The following is a 19,323-nucleotide window of genomic DNA, read 5'->3' on the forward strand; positions in this document are numbered from 1 at the left end:
AAAATCCACTTAAAAAAGTATAAGTGTTTTCAAAAAAAGTGCAATATTTATTTCATACTCCTCTTTACCCGCTCAACACTGCACTACACTAAAAATAAAAAGGTTTTCTGTACAGGGAATCTTTTCCCTTCACAGAAAACCTTTTTAAATCCTGATGGTGCGGAGAAAGAGACATGAGGCATTGGGCTTGGGTTTTATCGCAATGGCTCACGGCACTTGCTCGCTATCAGGTGTCCTAGCTTTCTATTGAAAAGCTGTAGTTCTAGTGTACTGCCTTTTATAGACAACTTCAACCATCCGGTAGACGCAATTTGAAATGTCACATTCTGTTCAAAAATCATTTTTTCATTACACAAACACGCTTTTTATCATCTACCTAAATCTTGGTGAAGTTGCTCTGAGCTATTGTTCCACATTTCTGCGTTATGCGATTCCAAATAGTCAGCCAGTATGCGTTTTGATGGCTCATCCATTTGTTCCACAAGAATTTTACGTTTCATCGACTTGTCCATGCGGTTAACATGGTCAGCCAAAATCTTGTAGCCTCTACGTTTTTCACGATTAACCACCATTTCACACGCTGCAACTCCTGCGTAATAAGGTCCGATTGGATTAAAATCGATGGTAATCCACACAAGCCAATAATCTTTGCCACCTGCCGAATCTTCTCGGTTAGTTGTAAATTTAATGCCTCGCTCTACTTCACTGCGGGCATGCATTGCACCAATATCGATAAAAGCTTCTTGCTCTTCTACGTCAATAAATAATGGAGAAACGTTCTCCAAAGATAGAGAACCGATACCGTACCCTTTATGACCACCCGTTGGATCATTTTTTATAATGGTAAATCCTACTTTTTGTTTTGGTTTTTCTTCATTCGCCATTGTCTGAATCCTCCGTTCTGCTATGATGATAGTATTCTTAAGAAAAAGGAGCTGCATCCATTATGCCATACGTCACTGTAAAAATGCTCGAAGGGCGCACAGAAGATCAAAAACGCGCACTAGTCGAAAAAGTATCTGAAGCTGTTTCTGAAACAACTGGTGCACCTATCGAAAACGTCACTGTCTTTATCGAAGACTTGAAAAAAAGCAATTACGGCACAAAAGGCAAACTCTTTAGCGATCAATAAAAAAAAGTGGAAATGGCCATTCAGCTCCGACAAGCATAAGGCGCGGTGGCGAAGCGACGTGTTTTCAGTCGCACAGCCAGCGTGACTTATGACTCGAGGAGCTGGCCATTGCAGCTGGATCAAAGAAAAGTGAAAGTGCCTGGTCAGCTCCGACAGGCATAAGGCAGACCGGCAGTGTGGCGATCTTTGCCACACAGTTGGATTGACTTATGTCCCGAGGAGCTAGGCACTTGCAACTGGATCAAAGAAATGTGAAAGTGCCTTTTACTCATTAAATACCTCAAAAACTCCCGTTACGGGAGTTTTTTTAAGTCCTTAATTCTTCAATAAAAGCAAAAGCTTCGTCAATTTCTTCTGCAGTAAAGTTCAATTTCCCTTTAACCACATGCAATTTATCGATTTGTTCTTGTTTATTCAAATGATCAAAATAAAGAAGTGTTGCGGTCAATTCCAAAAACCGACCACTTTTAGCATTTAATTTTCCTGCAGTGAGTGGGTTATCTAGAATCGATTCCCCCAAAACTTTACGGAATTCTTGGCCTTCTTCCGTTACGCTATATTTATATTGAACATAAGAACCTTTGTCTTCTAATGCTTCTGACAAAAACCCCATGTCGCATAATTCTTCCACACGAGCAGTTAGTTCTTCTGAATACGGTCCATAAATATGAAACTCATACTTTTCCTGAAACGGAATGTCTAGTTTCTTCATGATGTAAATCATTTTCTGCAATTTTTTGCGGCCGGTTACGCCTTCCGCAGTGGCAATAAAGTCCACGATTTTTGCGTGTCCCTGGAGCAACTATATCCCTCCTTCTCGAAGCATTTCCAAAATCTGATGCTTGATAGCGGTTTTCTTGCCATCAATTAATAATTCAGCTGGAAAATACAATTTATAATCCGTTCTGCGTTTACCGGAAATCGCATCCACAATTTGAGACAAACGTGATAATTCTTTAATATCACCGTTTGGCATCAGTAAATGAATCGGCAAACGCTCTTCTTCTTCTCCTGGTCGGTAAAAATCATATGGCAAGTCAGACGTAGAGTCATCGATCAAATAATATTCCGGGTCAATGCCGGCAGACCGGAACAGTTCGGCCAATTCACCTAGCTTTTTATAATCTTTGCCTGGGTCAAAATCGACATACTGGAACAAACGTCGATTCACAAAACGGTCGCAAAGGTCCGCTAAAATCGGATCGCGCTCAGTCATCCATAATTGGAAATACGTCATTAAAACGCCTTCATCTAACGCCAAATACTCTTTCAACGTAAAGCTCTGATCAAAAAATGATAGGAAATGAGTTGGTGGCTGTTCAAACTTATAGCCACTTGCACTCAACTCTTTTGCTCGTTGAAGAATTTTCCGCAAAATAACTTCTGCACTTCGGGCAACCGGATGGAAATACACTTGCCAATACATTTGGTAACGGCTCATGATGTAATCTTCCACTGCATGCATACCGCTCGACTTGATGACGACTTGATCATCTAATGGACGCATCACGCGAAGAATCCGCTCCATATCAAAATGGCCATAAGATACCCCTGTATAATAAGCATCTCGCTGAAGGTAATCCATACGATCTGCATCTATCTGACTGGAAATTAATGAAACGACTTGTTTATTTGAGTACGTTTTTGCAATCACTTCTGCCACTTTTGTCGGAAAATCTGTAGACACTTTTTGAAGGATTTCATTGACCTCCGTATCTCCTAATAGAATTTTCCGCGTATATTCTTCGTGGTCAAGTGCAAAAACTTTTTCAAATGAATGCGAGAACGGCCCGTGTCCTAAATCGTGCAAAAGTGCTGCACATAATACAACTAGACGCTCACTTTCATCCCATTCCGGACGACCATGAAAAATATCATCCGAAATACGGCGTACAATTTCGTACACACCAAGTGAGTGATTAAAACGGCTATGTTCCGCGCCATGGAATACTAAATAAGAGGTGCCCAATTGCTTAATTCTGCGCAAACGCTGAACTTCACGCGAATTGATCAAATCCCAAATCACTTGGTCGCGCACATGGATATATCGGTGAACCGGATCTTTAAAAACTTTTTCTTCAGCTAATTTTTGTGTTGCGTAGCTCACTTGCGCACCTCCGTTTTTTCATGTACCAGCTATTCTACACTAGGGTCTCGCTGCTATTCAAGGGGACGTTCTAGCATTTTACGGTTGCGTTCAACAACGCGATTTAAATAAAATCCGTATAACTCTGTCTCATCAGGCTGCAAAGACATTGGTGCCGGTCTTTCCATTAAATCATGTAGGTCAATTACTACTTCTTGAACCGTAATTTTTCTACCGAGCAACTCACTGAGCGATGCCATTGTTTCAGGTTTTATTTCTGGGTAAGTGAATTTGGTTTCTTCGTTTTGTAATCCCGCATTGTAAAAATCACGAATGATTTCAGCACGTTTTGCACCGCTGCCTTCGACACATAAATATACTTGCACCGCGATTCCGCTACGAATTCGGCGTTGTGAGATGCCAGCGAATTTCTGGCCGTTAATGCTGAGGTCATAAGAACCAGGGCAATACGAGCCGACAATTTCATACGCTTCAATAGTAGCTTCCGGGAAAAGTTCACGCACCAAATCGAGCATCAAGTCGTAACCTGCTGAGATATCGATGGCGTTGTCTTTTTCCGATAGCACGAGCGAGATGTTTAAAACACCAGCGTCCAGTACAACTGCCAGTCCTCCAGAATTTCGTACAATCGGCGTAAAGCCATAGTCTTTTAATACATCCATGCCTTTTTCAATATGCGGCAAACGATGATCTTGGATCCCTAACACTACCGTATCGTCATGCACCCATGTTCGAACGGTTGGTGCGCTTTTACCCGCCCCCACCAACTCGCATAATGTGTCGTCCGCTGCAAATGATTCAAGCGCAGAGCGACTTTTCGCGCTTAGCGACTGATCCCAAAAACGCCAAGCTGTTTCTTCAAAAAATAACGGCATGCCCACTTCTCCTCTTTCTACAATTCCTTATCTTCAGTTTACCCTTTTCATCATGTGCTGAAAAGCCGTGTGTGCTATGTCGAATTCGTGACAGGCGCTAGTTTTAAAGGAACTTAGATGCTTGTTGTGCTAAACTGAAAAGCGAGAGATTTATATTAAAAGGAGTGTTTGAATAATGAATGAAGCAGCAATTACATTAGACGGCTGGTACGTTCTCCATGATTTCCGCTCAATGGACTGGGTTTCGTGGAAAATGCTAACGGACGAAGAACGCCAATTTGCGATCGACGAATTCCAAGCATTCATGGACAAAATCAACCAAGCTGATGAAAATAAAACCGGCGCACACGCGTTGTATTCAATTGTTGGCCAAAAAGCCGACTTGATGCTAATGATGTTGCGCGAAACAATGGACGAATTAAACGAACTTGAAACAGAATACAATAAGCTAACATTGATTGCTTATACCGTTCCTACGTACTCATATGTTTCAGTCGTTGAACTTTCCAACTACCTTGCTGGAAAATCTGATGAAGATCCTTACCAAAACCCACATATTCGTTCGCGTCTATACCCAGAACTTCAACGTTCGCAGTATATTTGCTTCTATCCAATGGACAAGCGTCGCGATGGCGATGACAACTGGTACATGCTACCAATGGATACGCGCAAAGAGTTGATGCTATCTCACGGTAAAATCGGCCGTAGCTATGCAGGTAAAGTAAAACAGATCATTTCTGGATCTGTCGGCTTTGACGATTACGAATGGGGCGTTACATTGTTCGCAGATGACGTGCTTCAATTCAAGAAATTGATTTACGAAATGCGTTTTGATGAAGTTAGCGCGCGTTACGCAGAATTCGGTTCATTCTATGTAGGTACACGCCTAGATGCTGAACGTACTGCGAAATTTTTAGAAGTTTAATTGAGTAGAGTCGCCTTTTGGCGGCTTTTTTTGTTTGATTTTGTGTGTTTGTAATTCCTTTTTTTGGATATACTGTCCGATTGGAATGAAATACTGTCCGAATTGGATCGAATACTGTCCAGATCAACACATTTACTGTCCGGAGCGAAAAAAGGGTGAATTCCCAGCTTCGCGAAGTTGTTTTCCAATTATTTGGATATACTGTCCGATTGGAATGAAATACTGTCCGATTCGTCCCAAATACTGTCGGAATCAGGTGGAATACTGTCCAAATCAACACGTTTACTGTCCAAATGCTAAAAAAGGGCAATCCGCGCAAAGCGGATTGCCCTACTCAAACCTATTACAGTGCTTTCACTGCCGCAACTACGATCATTACCCAAGCAGCGATAAACGCGAGACCACCAATTGGCGTAATGGCACCAAGAATGCTGATGCCCGTTAAGCTTAATACATATAAGCTACCTGAGAAAATGATGATTCCGGCAAGCATTAAATAGCCAGCCCAGTTTAATGAACCAAGCGAACCGAGTAGCGATGAGCTCATCAAAATCGCGACTACCATCAAGCCGATCGAGTGGAACATTTGATATTGTACAGCGGTTTGCCATGTATCTAAATATTTGTCTGCCACACGACCTTCTAATAGATGCGCTCCGAATGCGCCAAATGCGACAGACAATAGAGCATTAACCGCTCCAGCAATTAAGAAAAACTTCATAGTCGACTTCCTCTTTCCATTTAAAATTCAAACAGCGAATCACCGTTTGCGTCTTCTTCTTTCAGCTTGTTGACGGCAGTTACTGTCTGCGTTTGCGGCTGAGGGGAAGAAAGCGGCACGGCACGTGGTGCTTGGATATCGCTCATTGGTTGATCGTCTTCTAACAACAAATCACACAATGCGCGAATGGCAGCGACCGAGTCACGAGCTTTTGCCACATCACCGCTACGAGCACGAGTTGTATGTTTGTCGATTTCATTTAAAATCCGCATAGTGTCGATGGCCATGTTACAGCCCCCCTCTCCGTTTTTGATTTCATTTCATTTTAACACGCTACTCTTCTACAGGTCAGTCTAAACAGAAATCGATTGGCGCTTGGCCGCGGCTTTGTAACAGACTGTTCACTTTTGAATACGGACGACTGCCGAAAAATCCGCGATGCGCGCTAAGTGGACTTGGATGAGGTGCTTCAAGTACATCGTGTTTATCCATATCAATTAAGCGTTTCTTCGTTTGCGCAGGTCTTCCCCATAATACGAAAATGAGGGGTTCATCACGTTCAGATAATTTGCGAATCACTTCATCCGTCAGCGTTTCCCACCCTTTATCGCGATGGGAATGTGCTTCGCCCGCTCTCACTGTTAAAACAGTGTTCATCATTAAAACGCCTTGATCAGCCCATTTGGTTAAGATGCCGTCTTTTGGTTGGGCGCAGCCAATATCTTCTTGTAATTCTTTAAATAAATTCCGTAAACTTGGCGGATGCTTTACTCCTGATAAAACAGAAAAACTCAGTCCATGTGCTTGGTCTGGGCCATGATAAGGATCTTGTCCGAGAATCACGACTTTCACATCGCGATACGCTGTATGTTCAAAAGCTGACCAGATGTTTTCCATTGCTGGATAAATTGTTTGTTCAGCGTATTCTTTTTTCAGAAACTCACGCAACTTCGTGTAATACGGTTTACCGAATTCTTCACCTAGGATGTCTTGCCAGTCGTTATGGAAAATTCGTTTTTCCAACGTTCTCACTCCTTAAATTTAACAGTTACATCGTAGTCGACTAAGCCAAACATTTCTTGAACAGAACGCACCGCATTGGTTTCTGCAGTTTGGAGTACCCCTTGGCCTTCTGTTTCTTCAAGCATCATTTTCTTCGCTTCCTCAGCCAAATCAAACGCTTCCGAAATATCGGTGCCGCTACGGAATAAACCTTCATAGGAATACACTTCTACTTGGTCCATAAACAATTCCGGACCTCCTAAAAATTCCGCTGCTGGCAATGTTAGAGTCGCTGTTTTTGCTTCCTCATCTACCACGATATCGCCTTCTGTCACTTTGGAAAAATCAATTCCTGCACGAACCGACCCTGGAATGACAACCAATAATTGGCGTTTGGTTCCTGGCAAATCAAGCCCGATTTCTTTTCCAAACAGCGCATTGTCTTGACGTTCAATAATCACTTTTGAAAAAGCTTCAGCTGTCGATAGTTCATTGAGTTCCTGAATTTGCTCTAAAAAAACGCCTTTGCTTTCAGTAGCTGTACTGCCTTGGATCATCCAAAAAGTACCGAGTGGCAATGCTACCAATAAGAGCAATAAAATCGCAATTAAGACTAGGAACGTATTGCGCCATACTCCCATCAACAATTTAACACTTTTCCAGAAGCCGGATTCTTTCGTTTCTCCTTGTTCTTTCATTTCTTCTAACAAACGTTCGATCTCTGTCAATTTCGGATCTTTCGCCATTATTTCCCCTACTTTCATATATTTTATTCGGTTCGGCTTCATGGTACGATTGCTTAAAGGAGCGATGAAGATGGCCGATTGGCGTGGAAAGATTACGAGTGTTTCAAAAACAAAAGGCACAACAGCTCCAGAAAGCGCAAAGCGCGCAGGACTCGGCTGTCTCGGTCTTATTATTGCAGTTGTTTCCATTCTAACATTACTTATTACGATTGGCCTTTTCAAAAGTGGCTTTCTGTTAATGGGAATTTTTGCTACTGCTTTTTTACTTATTTGCATCGTGACAACTCTTCTGTTGCTCGTACCGAATAAGCACAATCCGTTGTAAATGCTCGAATATTTGTTAAAATAGTGGCAAAGACAATCTCATTAAGAGGAGCTAACCCAATGACACTCAAAAAAACATTAACCATCGCTGGATCAGATACTTCTGGCGGTGCAGGTATACAAGCAGACTTAAAAACGTTCCAAGAACACGGAACTTATGGCATGAACGCGTTAACGGTAATCGTTACAATGGATCCCGAAAACGGCTGGAGCCATGGTATTCATCCGATTGCACTAGACACATTAGATGCTCAGTTAAAAACAGCCTTTTCGACAGGCATTGATGCTTTGAAAACGGGTATGTTGCCAACTGTCGATATTATCGAAATGGCCGGCAAAGCAATTGCTGACTCTGGCATTAAAGATGTTGTCATCGATCCGGTTATGGCATGTAAAGGTGAAAACGAAGTCTTATTCCCTGAAAATGTTGATGCGATGATCAAGCATTTATTGCCAAACGCGAAAGTCGTTACGCCCAACTTAGTCGAAGCAGGTCAATTATCCGGTCAAGGCGCATTGCAAACAGTTGAAGATATGCAAGCGGCTGCTGAAAAAATCCATGCACACGGCGTTGAATTTGTAGTAATCAAAGGCGGCAAGCAATTAAAACACGAAAAAGCGGCAGATTTACTATTCGACGGAGAAGCACATTACTTGTTGACTTCGGATAAAACGGATACAACATATAACCACGGTGCAGGCTGTACGTTTGCTGCTGCAATTACTGCTAACTTAGCAAATGGTCAATCGGTTAAAGATGCTGTACTCAACGCAAAAGTTTTTGTTGCAACAGCAATTCAACACGGTTGGAAATTGAATGAATATGTCGGTCCAGTTATGCATGGCGCCGCATCGAAATTTACAAAAGCTGAAGTTGCAGTGACAAAATTATAAAATAAAAACGGTCATAGGAGGGGTTGAATTACTCTCCTGTGACCGTTTTTTATGGAAATTTGCTAGTTGGTTAATCTATTAGAGCAAGCTAATCGCATTCTCTTGCGCATTTCCTTATACTGATAGAATACCGATTTTATAGGAGGAACATCATGGAATTAGTTGAAGTGAAAAAATTACAAGTCCAACTGGATGCATTTGCAGGCAAAGATGTTTACCTTCATTTGGAAACGACAAATGGCTCTTACGCATCGCATTTTAACAAAGATTTTTTCAACGCCGGTGCATTTATCCGCAACGTTGTGATAAATTACGAACTCGGAAAAGTTGTCGGTGACAGCCCGCACCGTGTTGGACTGAAATTACCACATGGTTGGGTGTATGCTCAAGGCATTACCCATTACGAATTAGATGAACAAGGTCGGCTATTGCTAGCAGGTCACGACGGAACTGGAAAACTGGCGGTTGCGCTGCAAATTAGCGAAACACCGTTTAGTTATTAAAGGAGGAAAATGATAATGACAATTCAACAAGAACGTCATGTGTTGGTCGTCTTTCCTCACCCTGACGATGAAGCGTTTGGGGTTTCCGGAACGATTACCACACATATTCAACAAGGCACTCCCGTAACATACGCATGTTTAACACTCGGCGAAATGGGACGCAACCTTGGTAACCCGCAATTCGCTACAAGAGAATCATTGCCAGAAGTTCGCAAAAAAGAACTTCTAGCTTCTGCAGAGGCAATGGGATTGACGGATCTGCGGATGATGGGGTTGCGTGATAAAACCATTGAGTTTGAAGATGATGAAAAAATGGTACGCATGATGACTGATTTAATCGAAGAATTAAATCCTTCAAAAATCATCACTTTCTACCCTGGCTTTGCCGTTCACCCAGATCATGAGGCAACTGCTCGTGCAGTTGTTCGCGCAGTGCGCCGAATGAAAGATCGTCCAACTCTTCACGGTGTGGCTTTCGCTAACGACACATTGGAAAAACTCGGCAAGCCTGATGTTGTTTACAATATTAGTGAAGTACGCGAACAAAAAATGAATTCAATGAAAGCTCACATTTCTCAAACTGCTTGGATGCTTGAAGAAATGGAACATAAACTTCAGCAAGGTGACACTGAAACCGAAAACTGGCTAACACAAGAACGTTTTTATAATTATCGCTGGGACGAAGATTTTGAAAAGTCCTTTTAAAATGACCCCTCAACTTTTTTTAAGTTGAGGGGTGTTTTTTATTGTCGTTTTCAGATAATATAAACATTGGCGATAAAGCGTTTTCACGGGGAAAAGCGCTGTATAATCAGTTATTATCGCGTGTAATCATGCATAGAGAAAAGGGGAATTAGTGATGAAAAAGTATTCAACTTCAACATGGTTATTGTTCTTGATTCCTTCTTTACTCGGAATCCTACTGTTCTTGGTTCCAATCCCAACTGAAGATGGTTGGTTGGTAACAATCGCAGTACTCGCTAACATCATGGCCGGAGCTATCGAATCCTTCGTACCGTGGATTATGATGGGCATTTTAATCGTGGCCGCACTTGGATCATTGCTCTTTAGCACGAAAAAAGTTAACGAAACCGAATATGTTTCATTTTTCGACAAGCTTTTTAACGTCAATCTCTTCTGGACGTTCGTTCGAGTTCTCGGTGCGATTTTCTCGATTATGGTCTTATTCCAAATCGGTCCAGAGCCTGTATGGAATGAAAATACCGGTGGACTTCTTTTATCTGGAAGCGGATTGCTTTCTTTTCTTTTCACCATTTTCTTTTTTGCCGGACTTTTCCTTCCACTATTAATGAACTTTGGATTACTTGAGTTTTTTGGTACGATGATGGTAAAAATTATGCGTCCACTTTTCCGTCTACCTGGCCGTTCATCTATTGATGCTCTAGCTTCGTGGGTTGGAGATGGCACAATTGGTGTACTCCTTACAAGTAAACAATACGAAGCCAATAAATACACGCAACGTGAAGCAGCCATTATCGGAACGACTTTTTCTGTTGTTTCTATTACATTTGCGATTGTTGTTATTCAAGAAATTGGTCTTGGAACATACTTCCTACCGTATTACGCGACTGTCATTTTAGCAGGTATTGTTTTGGCATTAATCATGCCACGCCTTTACCCACTTACAAACAAGCCAACTACTTTCATGGACGGCACGCCTCAGGAATCTCAAACTGAAGATGTTCCAGATGGCTATAATGTTGCGTCACACGGACTTGAAAAAGCCTTATCAAAAGCTGACGACAACCGCTCACTCAGTAATTTCTTTAAAGACGGTTTTAAAAACGTTTTAGATATGTGGATCGGTGTTGCTCCAGTTGTTATGGCATTTGGTACAATTGCATTGATGTTAGCTGAGTACACGCCTGTATTTTCAATTCTCGGTATGCCATTTGTTCCTTACTTGAACTTGTTAGGTGTTCCGGAAGCTGCTGAAGCGGCTCAACTAATGGTCGTTGGTTTTGCGGATATGTTCTTACCCGCGATTCTTGGTGCAGGCATTGAGTCGGAACTGACTCGATTTGTCGTTGCGACTATGTCTGTTACACAATTGATTTACATGTCTGAAGTCGGCGGATTATTGCTTGGATCTAAAATCCCTGTAAACATTTTAGATTTAGTTATTATTTTCATACTTCGTACAGTAATTGCGTTACCGATTGTTGTCGGCGTTGCACATTTATTGTTCTAATCTACAAAAAATGCCATCCGCAAATTGCGGATGGCATTTTTTAATTCGGTTTTATTAAACTAATTGAAGCTTTTTTTTTAATTTTTCGAGCATATCGAAAGTCATTGCGTCTAAGTCGTAAGAAGTTTTAAAGCCCCATTCCGCTTTAGCAGCAGATGCATCAATACTATCTGGCCAGCTATTCGCAATTTCCTGTCTCACTGGATCAACCGCATAAGACATTTTGAATTCCGGAATATGCTTTTGAATAGACGCAGCGATTTCTTCAGGTGTGAAACTCATAGCTGTCACATTAAAGGCATTGCGATGAATTAATAGATCTGAGTCTGCTTCCATCAAGTCGACGATGGCTTGTAACGCATCTGGCATATACATCATATCCATAGCTGTACCTTCTGCAATATAAGACGTGTAGCTGCCTTTTTCAATTGCTTGGTAATAAATATCGACTGCATAATCAGTTGTGCCGCCACCTGGTTGTGCTACATTTGAAATTAATCCTGGGAAACGAACGCCGCGTGTGTCGACGCCAAATTTAGTGTGGTAATAATCACATAACAATTCCCCAGCAACTTTATTGACGCCATACATCGTTGTCGGACGTTGCAACGTATCTTGTGGCGTGTCTTTCTTAGGTGTTGAAGGACCGAACGCTCCAATAGAACTAGGCGTGAAAAATTGCATACCAAGTTTACGAGATGCTTCAAGTGCATTTACAAGACCACCCATATTTAGATTCCAAGCAAGCAAAGGTTTTTCTTCAGCAGTTGCCGACAATAATGCGGCCATATGGATCATCGTATCCGCTTCAAAATCTTCTGCTAAATCATGCATTCTCTCTGCGTCTGTTACATCTAAAATTTCAAAAGGTCCTGATTGATCATCTGATTGACGAATATCCGTTGCTAATACGTTCTCGTTCCCGTATATGCCTCGTAATTTCCCGACAAGCTCCGACCCTATTTGTCCTAAAGCACCTGTAACCATAATTCGTTCCATTTTCAACACTCCTTTTCCCAAAAAACATTTGTCCGTCCTAAAAACACAAAAAATACGCTGTAAACACTGATAATTTAAGCTTTAACATAAATTTATTATAAGTTGTTCTCTTTAAAAACACAAATATTTTCTTAAAAAAAAAGAGATTCAATTGATGATTAAGCTAGAAAATACTGTTATAAAGACACTTCAATAAAAATAATTTCTTTCGGTTTATGCTGTTTGAGACTTAGCGAAATGCGTGCTATAATAAATCAGCTTTAAGATTCCTCTCGCTTTGCTTAGTAAACGCCATTTTTTTTATTCGTAAAACCAACTAAACAAGTAGGTAATGTAAACTATTGAATTTAGTTGGTCGATTTACTTTAGAGCAATAAAGGGTATAAAGCTAAAAAAGTAGAAGGAAAGATAAAATAATAAAAGAAATGAGGAGATTTTCATGAAGAAGTTTAGTTTAACGTTTTTATTAGTAGTAGCAATGTTGGTGTTAGCTGCTTGCGGTGGATCTGAAGAAACAGATACTACTGAGGATGAAGCTGGCGGATCAGATCTATTAACTACAGTACAAGAAGAAGGAACGTTAGTTATTGGGACAGAAGGTACTTACCCACCATTTACTTTTCACGATGCTTCAGGAGAGTTAACAGGGTTTGATGTGGAAATTGCACGTGAAGTCGCAGATCGTCTCGGCGTTGAAGCTGAGTTTCTTGAAACACAGTGGGATGCTATGTTTGCAGGACTTGATGCCGGTCGTTTTGACATGGTAGCCAATCAAGTCGGGATTAACCCTGAACGTCAAGAAAGCTACGAATTTTCTTCTTCTTATATCACGTCTACTGCAGTTTTAGTGGTTGCCGAAGATAATACAGACATTAAGACCTTTGAAGATTTAGAAGGCAAGCTTTCTGCACAGTCGTTAACGAGTAACTATGCAGAAACTGCTACTTCTTTTGGTGCAGAATTAGAAGGTGTAGAAGGATTTAACCAAGCCATCGAATTATTGAACTCAGGTCGTGTGGATGCAACAGTCAATGATAATTTAACGGTACTAGATTTTATGAAACAACGCCCAGATGCAAAAGTAAAAGTAGTCGATAAATCAGAAGACGCTGCACAAAGTGGATTGCTGTTTAGAAAAGACAGTGGCGCAATTGTGGATGAGGCCAACAAAGCTTTGGCTGATATGATCGAAGACGGCACATACGATGAAATTTCCGAAAAATGGTTTGGTGAAAATGTACTTGAATAGTATTTTTTCCGACCCGGTCAGAATGGAACGGCTTGTGGATATTGCGCAATCCTCATTTCTTCCATTGATCGAAGCAACACTTCAATTCACTTTGCCATTATCCATCATTTCGTTTATTTTTGGATTGGCATTAGCGGTTTTGACAGCATTGGCAAGAATTTCGACGGTGAAAATTTTCCAAATTATCGCTCGTGTTTATGTATCGATTATTCGAGGAACCCCTTTACTGGTTCAATTATTTATTCTTTTTTATGGACTGCCGACACTCGGCATCACGATTGATCCATTTCCAGCAGCTGTGATTGGGTTTTCACTAAACGTCGGAGCTTATGCTTCTGAAGTTATTCGGGCAGCGATCTTGTCGATTCCTAAAGGTCAATGGGAAGCAGCTGGCACAATTGGTATGTCCTATACACAATCATTACGGCGCGTTATTTTGCCACAAGCATCTCGTGTTTCGTTGCCACCATTGTCAAATACGTTTATCAGTTTAGTGAAGGATACATCGCTTGCCTCTCTTATTCTCGTGACCGAAATGTTCCGAGTCGCTCAGCAAATTGCCGCGACGAATTACGAATTTTTGTTATTATACGGACAAGCAGCATTGCTTTACTGGGTCATCTGTTTTGCCTTGTCCTTGGTTCAAGGCAGGCTTGAAAATCGTTTTGACCGGTATATTTCTAGATAATAAAAGCAGTTTACTGATTGCGGTAAGGAGTCCACTATGATTTCAATAAAAAATTTGCATAAAAAGTTCGGCAAGCTTGAAGTATTAAAAGGCATTGATACGGAAGTTCAAAAAGGGCAAGCGATTGTTGTAATCGGTCCATCTGGTTCCGGAAAAACCACTTTTCTTCGGTGTCTTAATACATTAGAGACCCCTACTTCCGGTTCCGTCACGATTGATGAACAAACGGTTGATTTTTCTAAGCCGTTATCCAAAAAACAAATTATGGCTTTTCGCAAACAATCAGCTATGGTGTTTCAGCATTACAATTTATTTCCTCACATGACCGCTCTTGAAAACGTCATGGAAGGTCCTGTTACGGTACAAAAACAAGATAAAAAGTTGGCGAGACAAAAGGCTGAGCAATTGTTAACAAAAGTTGGACTTGGCGAAAAGATGAATGACTATCCGTTTCAATTAAGCGGTGGCCAACAACAACGCGTCGGCATCGCCCGTGCTTTAGCACTCGAACCAAAAGTGATGTTATTCGATGAACCAACTTCTGCGCTCGATCCTGAGCTAGTAGGAGAAGTGTTGCAAGTAATGAAAGAACTTGCGGCTGAAGGTATGACGATGGTCGTCGTGACGCATGAAATGCGCTTTGCTAAAGGCGTTGCTGACGAAGTTTTGTTTATGGACGAAGGCCGCATCATCGAACGTGGCAAACCAGAAGACATTTTCAATAACCCTAAAGAAGAACGAACACAACGCTTTTTAAGTTTAATTCAAGAGACGGAAGTGTGAAGAAAAGCGGAAGCTGCCGTGTAGATTCGACGGGCGTAAGACGCTCTGGCGAAGCGGCGTTTTTCCAGCCACACAGCTAGAGCGGCTTACGACCCTAGAATCTGGCAGCTGGAGCTGGACATGAGGAAAAGTGAAAGTGCCTGTCGGAGCTAGGCACTTGCAACTGGACAACAGGAAAAGCGGAAGCTGCTAGTAGTGGCTTTCTGTTCCGGTAATTGCTTTTCGCGGGTACGGCCTTTGCTGCTTCCCTCGCACTTTTCAGTCCAGCAGCTCCGGCTCTTACTGTTTCCGCAGGAGTCGAGCAACTGCACTTTAAGCTACTAGTGATGTAGTCGACATCACCAGTTTTTTTGAGAGTAATTCTCCAAAAAAACCTCACATTCCTAAAAAGGAATGTGAGGTTTTTTCAATTTCTATTCAATGACACATGATTTCACTGTTAGTTTGTCTAGCTGTGCTTGGTCTACTTCTATACCTAATCCTGGTTTTCCTGATAATAATACATATGGATGTTCGTAAGTTAAATTACCGATTTCTTCGCTGAATAATAGTGGCCCAGTCAATTCTGTGCTTTCGATATTGATGCGTGACATAGCCACATGGTAGCCTGCTGCTGAGCCGACAGACGATTCAACCATAGAACCGATTTGGCACAGCATGCCAGCTGCTTCGGCTGCTTTTGCCATTTGGATGGCATGAAAAATGCCTGCGCATTTCATTAATTTTATGTTGAGAACGTCAGCTGCTTGCAGACGAATAATCTCTAATAGATCTTCCATCGATTGAATGCTTTCGTCAGCCATAATCGGAACAGCTGTCTTTGAACGAATTTCTGCTAAGCCGCGAATATCTCCCATACGAATTGGCTGTTCGATCCAAGTAATATTGGCTCCTTCAAGTTGTTTTATCGCTGCAACTGCAATACCTGGTGATTTCCAGCCTTGGTTAACGTCGACGCGAATGGGCATATCTTTACCTACCGCTTCACGAACAGCTAAAATTCGATCAACATCTTCTTGTGCTTGCCCTTTTCCGACTTTAAGTTTTAATGATGCATAACCCATTTCAACGGCTTTTTTTGCTTTTTCCGCCATAATTTCAGGCGCTTCAATGCTCAGCACTTTCGGGTAATCCAAATGAGCCGTTGCTTGCCCACCAATTAAATTATAAACGGGCTGGCCGACTGCTTTTCCCATCAAGTCGTAACAAGCAATATCAACAGCCGCTTTAGATGCTGGGTTTCTAGACATTAACGCATTCATTTTCGAATGAATGGCTTCAATATCAAATGGACTCATTCCGATAATTGCCGGAAGAAATTGTTCTTTTAAAATTTCATAGGCAGCAGTGAAATACTCTCCTGTGACATGCTCATCCGGTACAGCTTCTCCGTAACCAACAAGCCCTGTATCCGTTTCCAACGCAACAATTAATGCGGGCATATCTGGATAAGTTGCATAGGAAATGATAAATGGTTCGTTGAGCGGAAATCTGACTGCATGCAATGTAGCTTTTGTGATTTTCATTTGAGTGCCTCCAATGGATTTAACTTATTGTATACTTATACTATAGTGAATTTTATGACAGATTAGTAACTTAATTTTAATTTAGGGAGTTTTGAATATGACAGTAACGAAACAGCTTGATTTATTGTATGAAGAAATGGTCCAGATGAGAAGACATTTACATATGAATCCTGAATTATCGCATCAAGAAATTGCGACGCCTGCTTTTATTGCAGACCGCTTGGAAGAAATAGGTGTTGAAGTTCGTCGCGGTGTAGGTGGACGTGGTGTTGTTGGTACGATACGTGGTGGTAAACCTGGCAAAACGATTGCGTTCCGCGCAGATTTTGATGCCTTACCGATTGACGATCAAAAAGATGTTGCTTATAAATCTACTATACCGGGCGTTATGCATGCCTGCGGACATGACGGGCATACTGCTGCGTTGCTTGGCTTTGCGAAAGCGATGGTCGCCATTCAAGACGACTTGCCAGGTACTATTGTGTTGATTCACCAGTTTGGCGAAGAAGTGTCTCCTGGTGGCGCGCAGGCGATGATTGCGGATGGTTGTTTGGATGGCGTTGATAAAGTGTTCGGTGCGCATTTGCAGAGCACAATGGATATGGGACGCGTTTATTTGCGTGACGGGTTTTTACAAGCTTCTGAAGATGTCGTTAAAATTATTGTTCACGGTTCGGGAACGCATGGCGCTGAGCCACATCATGGAGTTGATCCAATTTTGGCGGCGAGTCATATTATGGTGGCACTGCAATCGATCGTCAGTCGTAATGCGGATCCGTTAAAAGAACTAGTCGTCACAATTGGTAAATTCCATGCAGGCGATGCCGATAACGTCATTTCGAGTAAAGCTGTGCTTGAAGGCACGATTCGTGTATTTGATCCTGAAATTCGTAAGTTAGCAAGCCAGCGATTACGGACAATTGTGGAGAACGTTGCAATTGCCATGGGGGCTACTGCAGATGTCAGTATCGAAGCAGGTTATGACTCTCTTTGGAATCATCCCGCGGAAACGAATATTGTTCGGGCAGCTGCAGGAAGCGTATTAGGTGCAGACCATGTTATAGAAATCGATCCGGTCATGCCGGTTGAAGATTTTACGTATTATACGCAAGCAAAACCTGGTGCTTACTTTTTTGTAGGTGCAAAAATGGATAATAGCTCGCTTGTTTATCCACATCACCATGAGAATTTTGATTTTAATGAACATGCTATGTTGGTGACGGCAAGAGTGTTCGCTGCGATTTACTTTAAAGCGCAAGAATTTGCTTCGGACAGTATTTCTGTTGATTTGGATAGTATTTGAGAAATTTGGACAGTATTCCAGACGAATCCGACAGTATTTCACCCAATCTCGACAGTATCGCCTATATTTGGAAATAAAAACACGCCAAGCGGCATGCCGCTTGGCGTGTTTCGTGTTTTATTAGTTGATAACGCCTAATTCTTTGCCTACTTTTTCGTAAGTCGCAATGGCTTCATCTAACATTTCTTTTGAATGAGCTGCTGTTGGCATATTGCGTACGCGTCCAGTGCCTTTTGGAACAGTTGGGAAGACGATCGATTTTGCATAAACGCCTTCTTCAAACAATCGCTTCGAGAATTCTTGTGTTAGCTTCTCGTCACCGATGATGCAAGGTGTGATTGGCGTTTCTGAATGACCAATATCGAAACCTAATGCATCCAAGCCTTTTTTCAAATAGTCGCCGTTTTCCCATAGCTTATCGTGCAATTCTGTTGAGTCGATAATCATTTGAACCGCAGCTGTGATAGCTGCAACGTCTCCTGGAGTTACCGCTGTTGAGAATAAGAATGGACGTGAACGAACTTTCAACCAGTCGATCAAGTTTTTCTTACCAGCTACATAACCGCCAACAACGCCGACTGCTTTAGACAAAGTTCCCATTTGCATATCGATTTCTTTTTCAAGACCGAAATGCTTCACAGTTCCTTTTCCTTTACCTGTAACGCCTGAGCCGTGTGCATCATCCACATACGTAATCAAATCAAATTCTTTAGCGATTTCAACGATTTCTGGCAGTTTGGCAATATCGCCATCCATCGAGAAGACGCCATCTGTGATGACCATAACTTTATTGTAAAGACCAGATTCTGTTGCTTCTTTTGCTTTCATGCGCAAATCTTCCATGTCCGAATGTTTAAAAGCGATAATTTTCGCTTTCGACAAACGGCAGCCATCAATAATTGAAGCATGGTTTAATTGATCTGAAAGAATCGCATCGTTTTTATCCATTACCGCTGAAATTGCGGCCATGTTGCAGTTAAATCCAGATTGATATGAAATTGCTGCTTCTGTCCCTTTGAATTCCGCAAGCTTTTCTTCTAATTTCACGTGTAAATCAAGCGTTCCATTGATCGTACGAACGGCACCTGCTCCAACACCGTATTTATCAATTGCATCTTTAGCTACTTGCTTCAAGTTTTCATTTGTTGCAAGTCCTAAGTAGTTATTTGAAGAAAGGTTGATTAGGTCTTTGCCGCGCACTTTGATGATTGCGCCGTTTGGTCCTTCAACTGGGTCAATTTCATTATAAAGCCCCTGTTCTTTCAATTCTGTTAAGTTCTCATCTAAAAATGCATCTAGTTTTTTTGACAATGTCCTCTTCCTTTCAAAACAAA

22 protein-coding genes are annotated in these 19,323 nt (G+C 41.7%); 11 read left to right on the forward strand and 11 right to left on the reverse strand.

From position 1 onward, the window contains the following. Nucleotides 1-368: 368 nt before the first annotated feature. Entirely contained in the window at nt 369-884 is a 516-nt protein-coding gene (locus BBI08_RS13800) for a YwhD family protein (protein WP_008496852.1), read from the reverse strand. 62 nt (nt 885-946) lie between these two features. Here BBI08_RS13800 and BBI08_RS13805 point away from each other — a divergent pair, with 62 nt between their 5' ends. Continuing rightward, on the forward strand, nt 947-1,132 hold the full coding sequence (locus BBI08_RS13805) for a 2-hydroxymuconate tautomerase (RefSeq protein ID WP_008496851.1): 186 nt from the start codon (nt 947-949) through the stop codon (nt 1,130-1,132). 307 nt (nt 1,133-1,439) lie between these two features. On the opposite strand, the gene BBI08_RS13810 is transcribed toward BBI08_RS13805, so the two are convergent. The 3 genes from BBI08_RS13810 to lipL are packed head-to-tail and all read right to left on the reverse strand — an operon-like array spanning nt 1,440 to nt 4,114. Then, the gene (locus BBI08_RS13810) at nt 1,440-1,934 is read right to left on the reverse strand and encodes a YwgA family protein (protein ID WP_008496850.1); all 495 of its coding nucleotides are present in this window, start codon (nt 1,932-1,934) and stop codon (nt 1,440-1,442) included. Beyond that, entirely contained in the window at nt 1,935-3,239 is a 1,305-nt protein-coding gene (locus BBI08_RS13815; protein WP_008496849.1) for an HD domain-containing protein, read from the reverse strand. Nucleotides 3,240-3,292: 53 nt separating this feature from the next. Then, nucleotides 3,293-4,114 carry an octanoyl-[GcvH]:protein N-octanoyltransferase gene (lipL, locus tag BBI08_RS13820; RefSeq protein ID WP_008496848.1) on the reverse strand — a complete coding sequence of 274 codons (822 nt, stop codon included), beginning with the start codon at nt 4,112-4,114 and terminating at the stop codon, nt 3,293-3,295. 175 nt (nt 4,115-4,289) lie between these two features. On the opposite strand from lipL, the gene hemQ reads away from it, so the two are divergent. Beyond that, nucleotides 4,290-5,039 carry a hydrogen peroxide-dependent heme synthase gene (gene hemQ, locus BBI08_RS13825; RefSeq protein WP_008496847.1) on the forward strand — a complete coding sequence of 250 codons (750 nt, stop codon included), beginning with the start codon at nt 4,290-4,292 and terminating at the stop codon, nt 5,037-5,039. A gap of 343 nt (nt 5,040-5,382) precedes the next feature. On the opposite strand, the gene BBI08_RS13830 is transcribed toward hemQ, so the two are convergent. The 4 genes from BBI08_RS13830 to BBI08_RS13845 all read right to left on the reverse strand — a co-directional run bounded on the left by BBI08_RS13830 (nt 5,383) and on the right by BBI08_RS13845 (nt 7,508). Further along, a complete protein-coding gene (locus BBI08_RS13830; protein WP_008496846.1) occupies nt 5,383-5,760 on the reverse strand; it encodes a DUF423 domain-containing protein in 378 nt (125 codons plus the stop codon). A gap of 20 nt (nt 5,761-5,780) precedes the next feature. Beyond that, on the reverse strand, nt 5,781-6,047 hold the full coding sequence (locus tag BBI08_RS13835; protein WP_008496845.1) for a YwdI family protein: 267 nt from the start codon (nt 6,045-6,047) through the stop codon (nt 5,781-5,783). 61 nt (nt 6,048-6,108) lie between these two features. Continuing rightward, complete coding sequence (locus BBI08_RS13840; RefSeq protein WP_008496844.1) at nt 6,109-6,783, reverse strand: uracil-DNA glycosylase; 675 nt, start codon at nt 6,781-6,783, stop codon at nt 6,109-6,111. A 5-nt stretch (nt 6,784-6,788) separates the two neighbouring features. Beyond that, nucleotides 6,789-7,508, reverse strand: coding sequence for a DUF4230 domain-containing protein (locus tag BBI08_RS13845; RefSeq protein WP_008496843.1), 720 nt, complete (start codon nt 7,506-7,508; stop codon nt 6,789-6,791). 70 nt (nt 7,509-7,578) lie between these two features. Between BBI08_RS13845 and BBI08_RS13850 the strand changes: the two genes are divergently transcribed. The 5 genes from BBI08_RS13850 (at nt 7,579) to BBI08_RS13870 (ending at nt 11,441) form a co-directional block, all read left to right on the forward strand. Continuing rightward, nucleotides 7,579-7,833 carry a hypothetical protein gene (locus tag BBI08_RS13850; RefSeq protein WP_008496842.1) on the forward strand — a complete coding sequence of 85 codons (255 nt, stop codon included), beginning with the start codon at nt 7,579-7,581 and terminating at the stop codon, nt 7,831-7,833. A gap of 59 nt (nt 7,834-7,892) precedes the next feature. Next, the gene (gene thiD, locus BBI08_RS13855) at nt 7,893-8,726 is read left to right on the forward strand and encodes a bifunctional hydroxymethylpyrimidine kinase/phosphomethylpyrimidine kinase (RefSeq protein WP_008496841.1); all 834 of its coding nucleotides are present in this window, start codon (nt 7,893-7,895) and stop codon (nt 8,724-8,726) included. Nucleotides 8,727-8,878: 152 nt separating this feature from the next. Then, nucleotides 8,879-9,229, forward strand: a complete 351-nt coding sequence (locus BBI08_RS13860) for a YojF family protein (RefSeq protein WP_008496840.1) — start codon at nt 8,879-8,881, stop codon at nt 9,227-9,229. A 15-nt stretch (nt 9,230-9,244) separates the two neighbouring features. Continuing rightward, entirely contained in the window at nt 9,245-9,934 is a 690-nt protein-coding gene (gene bshB2 / locus BBI08_RS13865) for a bacillithiol biosynthesis deacetylase BshB2 (protein WP_008496839.1), read from the forward strand. Nucleotides 9,935-10,088: 154 nt separating this feature from the next. After that, on the forward strand, nt 10,089-11,441 hold the full coding sequence (locus BBI08_RS13870; protein WP_008496838.1) for a YjiH family protein: 1,353 nt from the start codon (nt 10,089-10,091) through the stop codon (nt 11,439-11,441). Between the two features lie 54 nt (nt 11,442-11,495). On the opposite strand, the gene BBI08_RS13875 is transcribed toward BBI08_RS13870, so the two are convergent. Beyond that, on the reverse strand, nt 11,496-12,440 hold the full coding sequence (locus tag BBI08_RS13875; protein WP_065528224.1) for an L-threonine 3-dehydrogenase: 945 nt from the start codon (nt 12,438-12,440) through the stop codon (nt 11,496-11,498). 439 nt (nt 12,441-12,879) lie between these two features. On the opposite strand from BBI08_RS13875, the gene BBI08_RS13880 reads away from it, so the two are divergent. The 3 genes from BBI08_RS13880 to BBI08_RS13890 are packed head-to-tail and all read left to right on the forward strand — an operon-like array spanning nt 12,880 to nt 15,160. After that, nucleotides 12,880-13,689 (forward strand): transporter substrate-binding domain-containing protein, encoded by an 810-nt coding sequence (locus tag BBI08_RS13880; protein WP_008496836.1) that lies wholly within the window; start codon nt 12,880-12,882, stop codon nt 13,687-13,689. After that, nucleotides 13,676-14,377, forward strand: coding sequence for an amino acid ABC transporter permease (locus BBI08_RS13885; protein ID WP_065528570.1), 702 nt, complete (start codon nt 13,676-13,678; stop codon nt 14,375-14,377). The genes BBI08_RS13880 and BBI08_RS13885 overlap by 14 nt, the downstream gene beginning before the upstream one ends. A gap of 36 nt (nt 14,378-14,413) precedes the next feature. Further along, nucleotides 14,414-15,160, forward strand: coding sequence for an amino acid ABC transporter ATP-binding protein (locus tag BBI08_RS13890; protein ID WP_008496835.1), 747 nt, complete (start codon nt 14,414-14,416; stop codon nt 15,158-15,160). 413 nt (nt 15,161-15,573) lie between these two features. Here the strand turns inward: BBI08_RS13890 and BBI08_RS13895 are convergent, their stop codons facing one another. After that, nucleotides 15,574-16,686, reverse strand: coding sequence for a mandelate racemase/muconate lactonizing enzyme family protein (locus BBI08_RS13895; protein WP_008496834.1), 1,113 nt, complete (start codon nt 16,684-16,686; stop codon nt 15,574-15,576). A gap of 97 nt (nt 16,687-16,783) precedes the next feature. On the opposite strand from BBI08_RS13895, the gene BBI08_RS13900 reads away from it, so the two are divergent. Next, on the forward strand, nt 16,784-17,989 hold the full coding sequence (locus BBI08_RS13900) for a M20 metallopeptidase family protein (protein WP_008496833.1): 1,206 nt from the start codon (nt 16,784-16,786) through the stop codon (nt 17,987-17,989). 120 nt (nt 17,990-18,109) lie between these two features. Here BBI08_RS13900 and BBI08_RS13905 read toward each other — a convergent pair whose 3' ends face one another. Beyond that, nucleotides 18,110-19,300: a glycine C-acetyltransferase gene (locus BBI08_RS13905; protein ID WP_065528225.1), complete on the reverse strand. Its 1,191-nt coding sequence runs from the start codon at nt 19,298-19,300 to the stop codon at nt 18,110-18,112. Nucleotides 19,301-19,323: the final 23 nt, after the last annotated feature.

Origin of the sequence: Planococcus halocryophilus, from assembly GCF_001687585.2 — a bacterium.
Taxonomy (GTDB): domain Bacteria; phylum Bacillota; class Bacilli; order Bacillales_A; family Planococcaceae; genus Planococcus; species Planococcus halocryophilus.

What these genes read in the sequence shown, in the direction of transcription:
- BBI08_RS13870 (WP_008496838.1), top strand. Translation starts at nt 10,089, where the DNA reads ATGAAAAAGTATTCAACTTCAACATGGTTATTGTTCTTGATTCCTTCT.
- BBI08_RS13890 (WP_008496835.1), top strand. Translation starts at nt 14,414, where the DNA reads ATGATTTCAATAAAAAATTTGCATAAAAAGTTCGGCAAGCTTGAAGTA.
- BBI08_RS13900 (WP_008496833.1), top strand. Translation starts at nt 16,784, where the DNA reads ATGACAGTAACGAAACAGCTTGATTTATTGTATGAAGAAATGGTCCAG.
- BBI08_RS13805 (WP_008496851.1), top strand. Translation starts at nt 947, where the DNA reads ATGCCATACGTCACTGTAAAAATGCTCGAAGGGCGCACAGAAGATCAA.
- BBI08_RS13835 (WP_008496845.1), bottom strand. Translation starts at nt 6,047, where the DNA reads ATGGCCATCGACACTATGCGGATTTTAAATGAAATCGACAAACATACA.
- thiD (WP_008496841.1), top strand. Translation starts at nt 7,893, where the DNA reads ATGACACTCAAAAAAACATTAACCATCGCTGGATCAGATACTTCTGGC.
- BBI08_RS13800 (WP_008496852.1), bottom strand. Translation starts at nt 884, where the DNA reads ATGGCGAATGAAGAAAAACCAAAACAAAAAGTAGGATTTACCATTATA.
- BBI08_RS13850 (WP_008496842.1), top strand. Translation starts at nt 7,579, where the DNA reads ATGGCCGATTGGCGTGGAAAGATTACGAGTGTTTCAAAAACAAAAGGC.
- lipL (WP_008496848.1), bottom strand. Translation starts at nt 4,114, where the DNA reads ATGCCGTTATTTTTTGAAGAAACAGCTTGGCGTTTTTGGGATCAGTCG.
- BBI08_RS13845 (WP_008496843.1), bottom strand. Translation starts at nt 7,508, where the DNA reads ATGGCGAAAGATCCGAAATTGACAGAGATCGAACGTTTGTTAGAAGAA.
- BBI08_RS13875 (WP_065528224.1), bottom strand. Translation starts at nt 12,440, where the DNA reads ATGGAACGAATTATGGTTACAGGTGCTTTAGGACAAATAGGGTCGGAG.
- hemQ (WP_008496847.1), top strand. Translation starts at nt 4,290, where the DNA reads ATGAATGAAGCAGCAATTACATTAGACGGCTGGTACGTTCTCCATGAT.
- BBI08_RS13830 (WP_008496846.1), bottom strand. Translation starts at nt 5,760, where the DNA reads ATGAAGTTTTTCTTAATTGCTGGAGCGGTTAATGCTCTATTGTCTGTC.
- bshB2 (WP_008496839.1), top strand. Translation starts at nt 9,245, where the DNA reads ATGACAATTCAACAAGAACGTCATGTGTTGGTCGTCTTTCCTCACCCT.
- BBI08_RS13885 (WP_065528570.1), top strand. Translation starts at nt 13,676, where the DNA reads ATGTACTTGAATAGTATTTTTTCCGACCCGGTCAGAATGGAACGGCTT.
- BBI08_RS13860 (WP_008496840.1), top strand. Translation starts at nt 8,879, where the DNA reads ATGGAATTAGTTGAAGTGAAAAAATTACAAGTCCAACTGGATGCATTT.
- BBI08_RS13880 (WP_008496836.1), top strand. Translation starts at nt 12,880, where the DNA reads ATGAAGAAGTTTAGTTTAACGTTTTTATTAGTAGTAGCAATGTTGGTG.
- BBI08_RS13895 (WP_008496834.1), bottom strand. Translation starts at nt 16,686, where the DNA reads ATGAAAATCACAAAAGCTACATTGCATGCAGTCAGATTTCCGCTCAAC.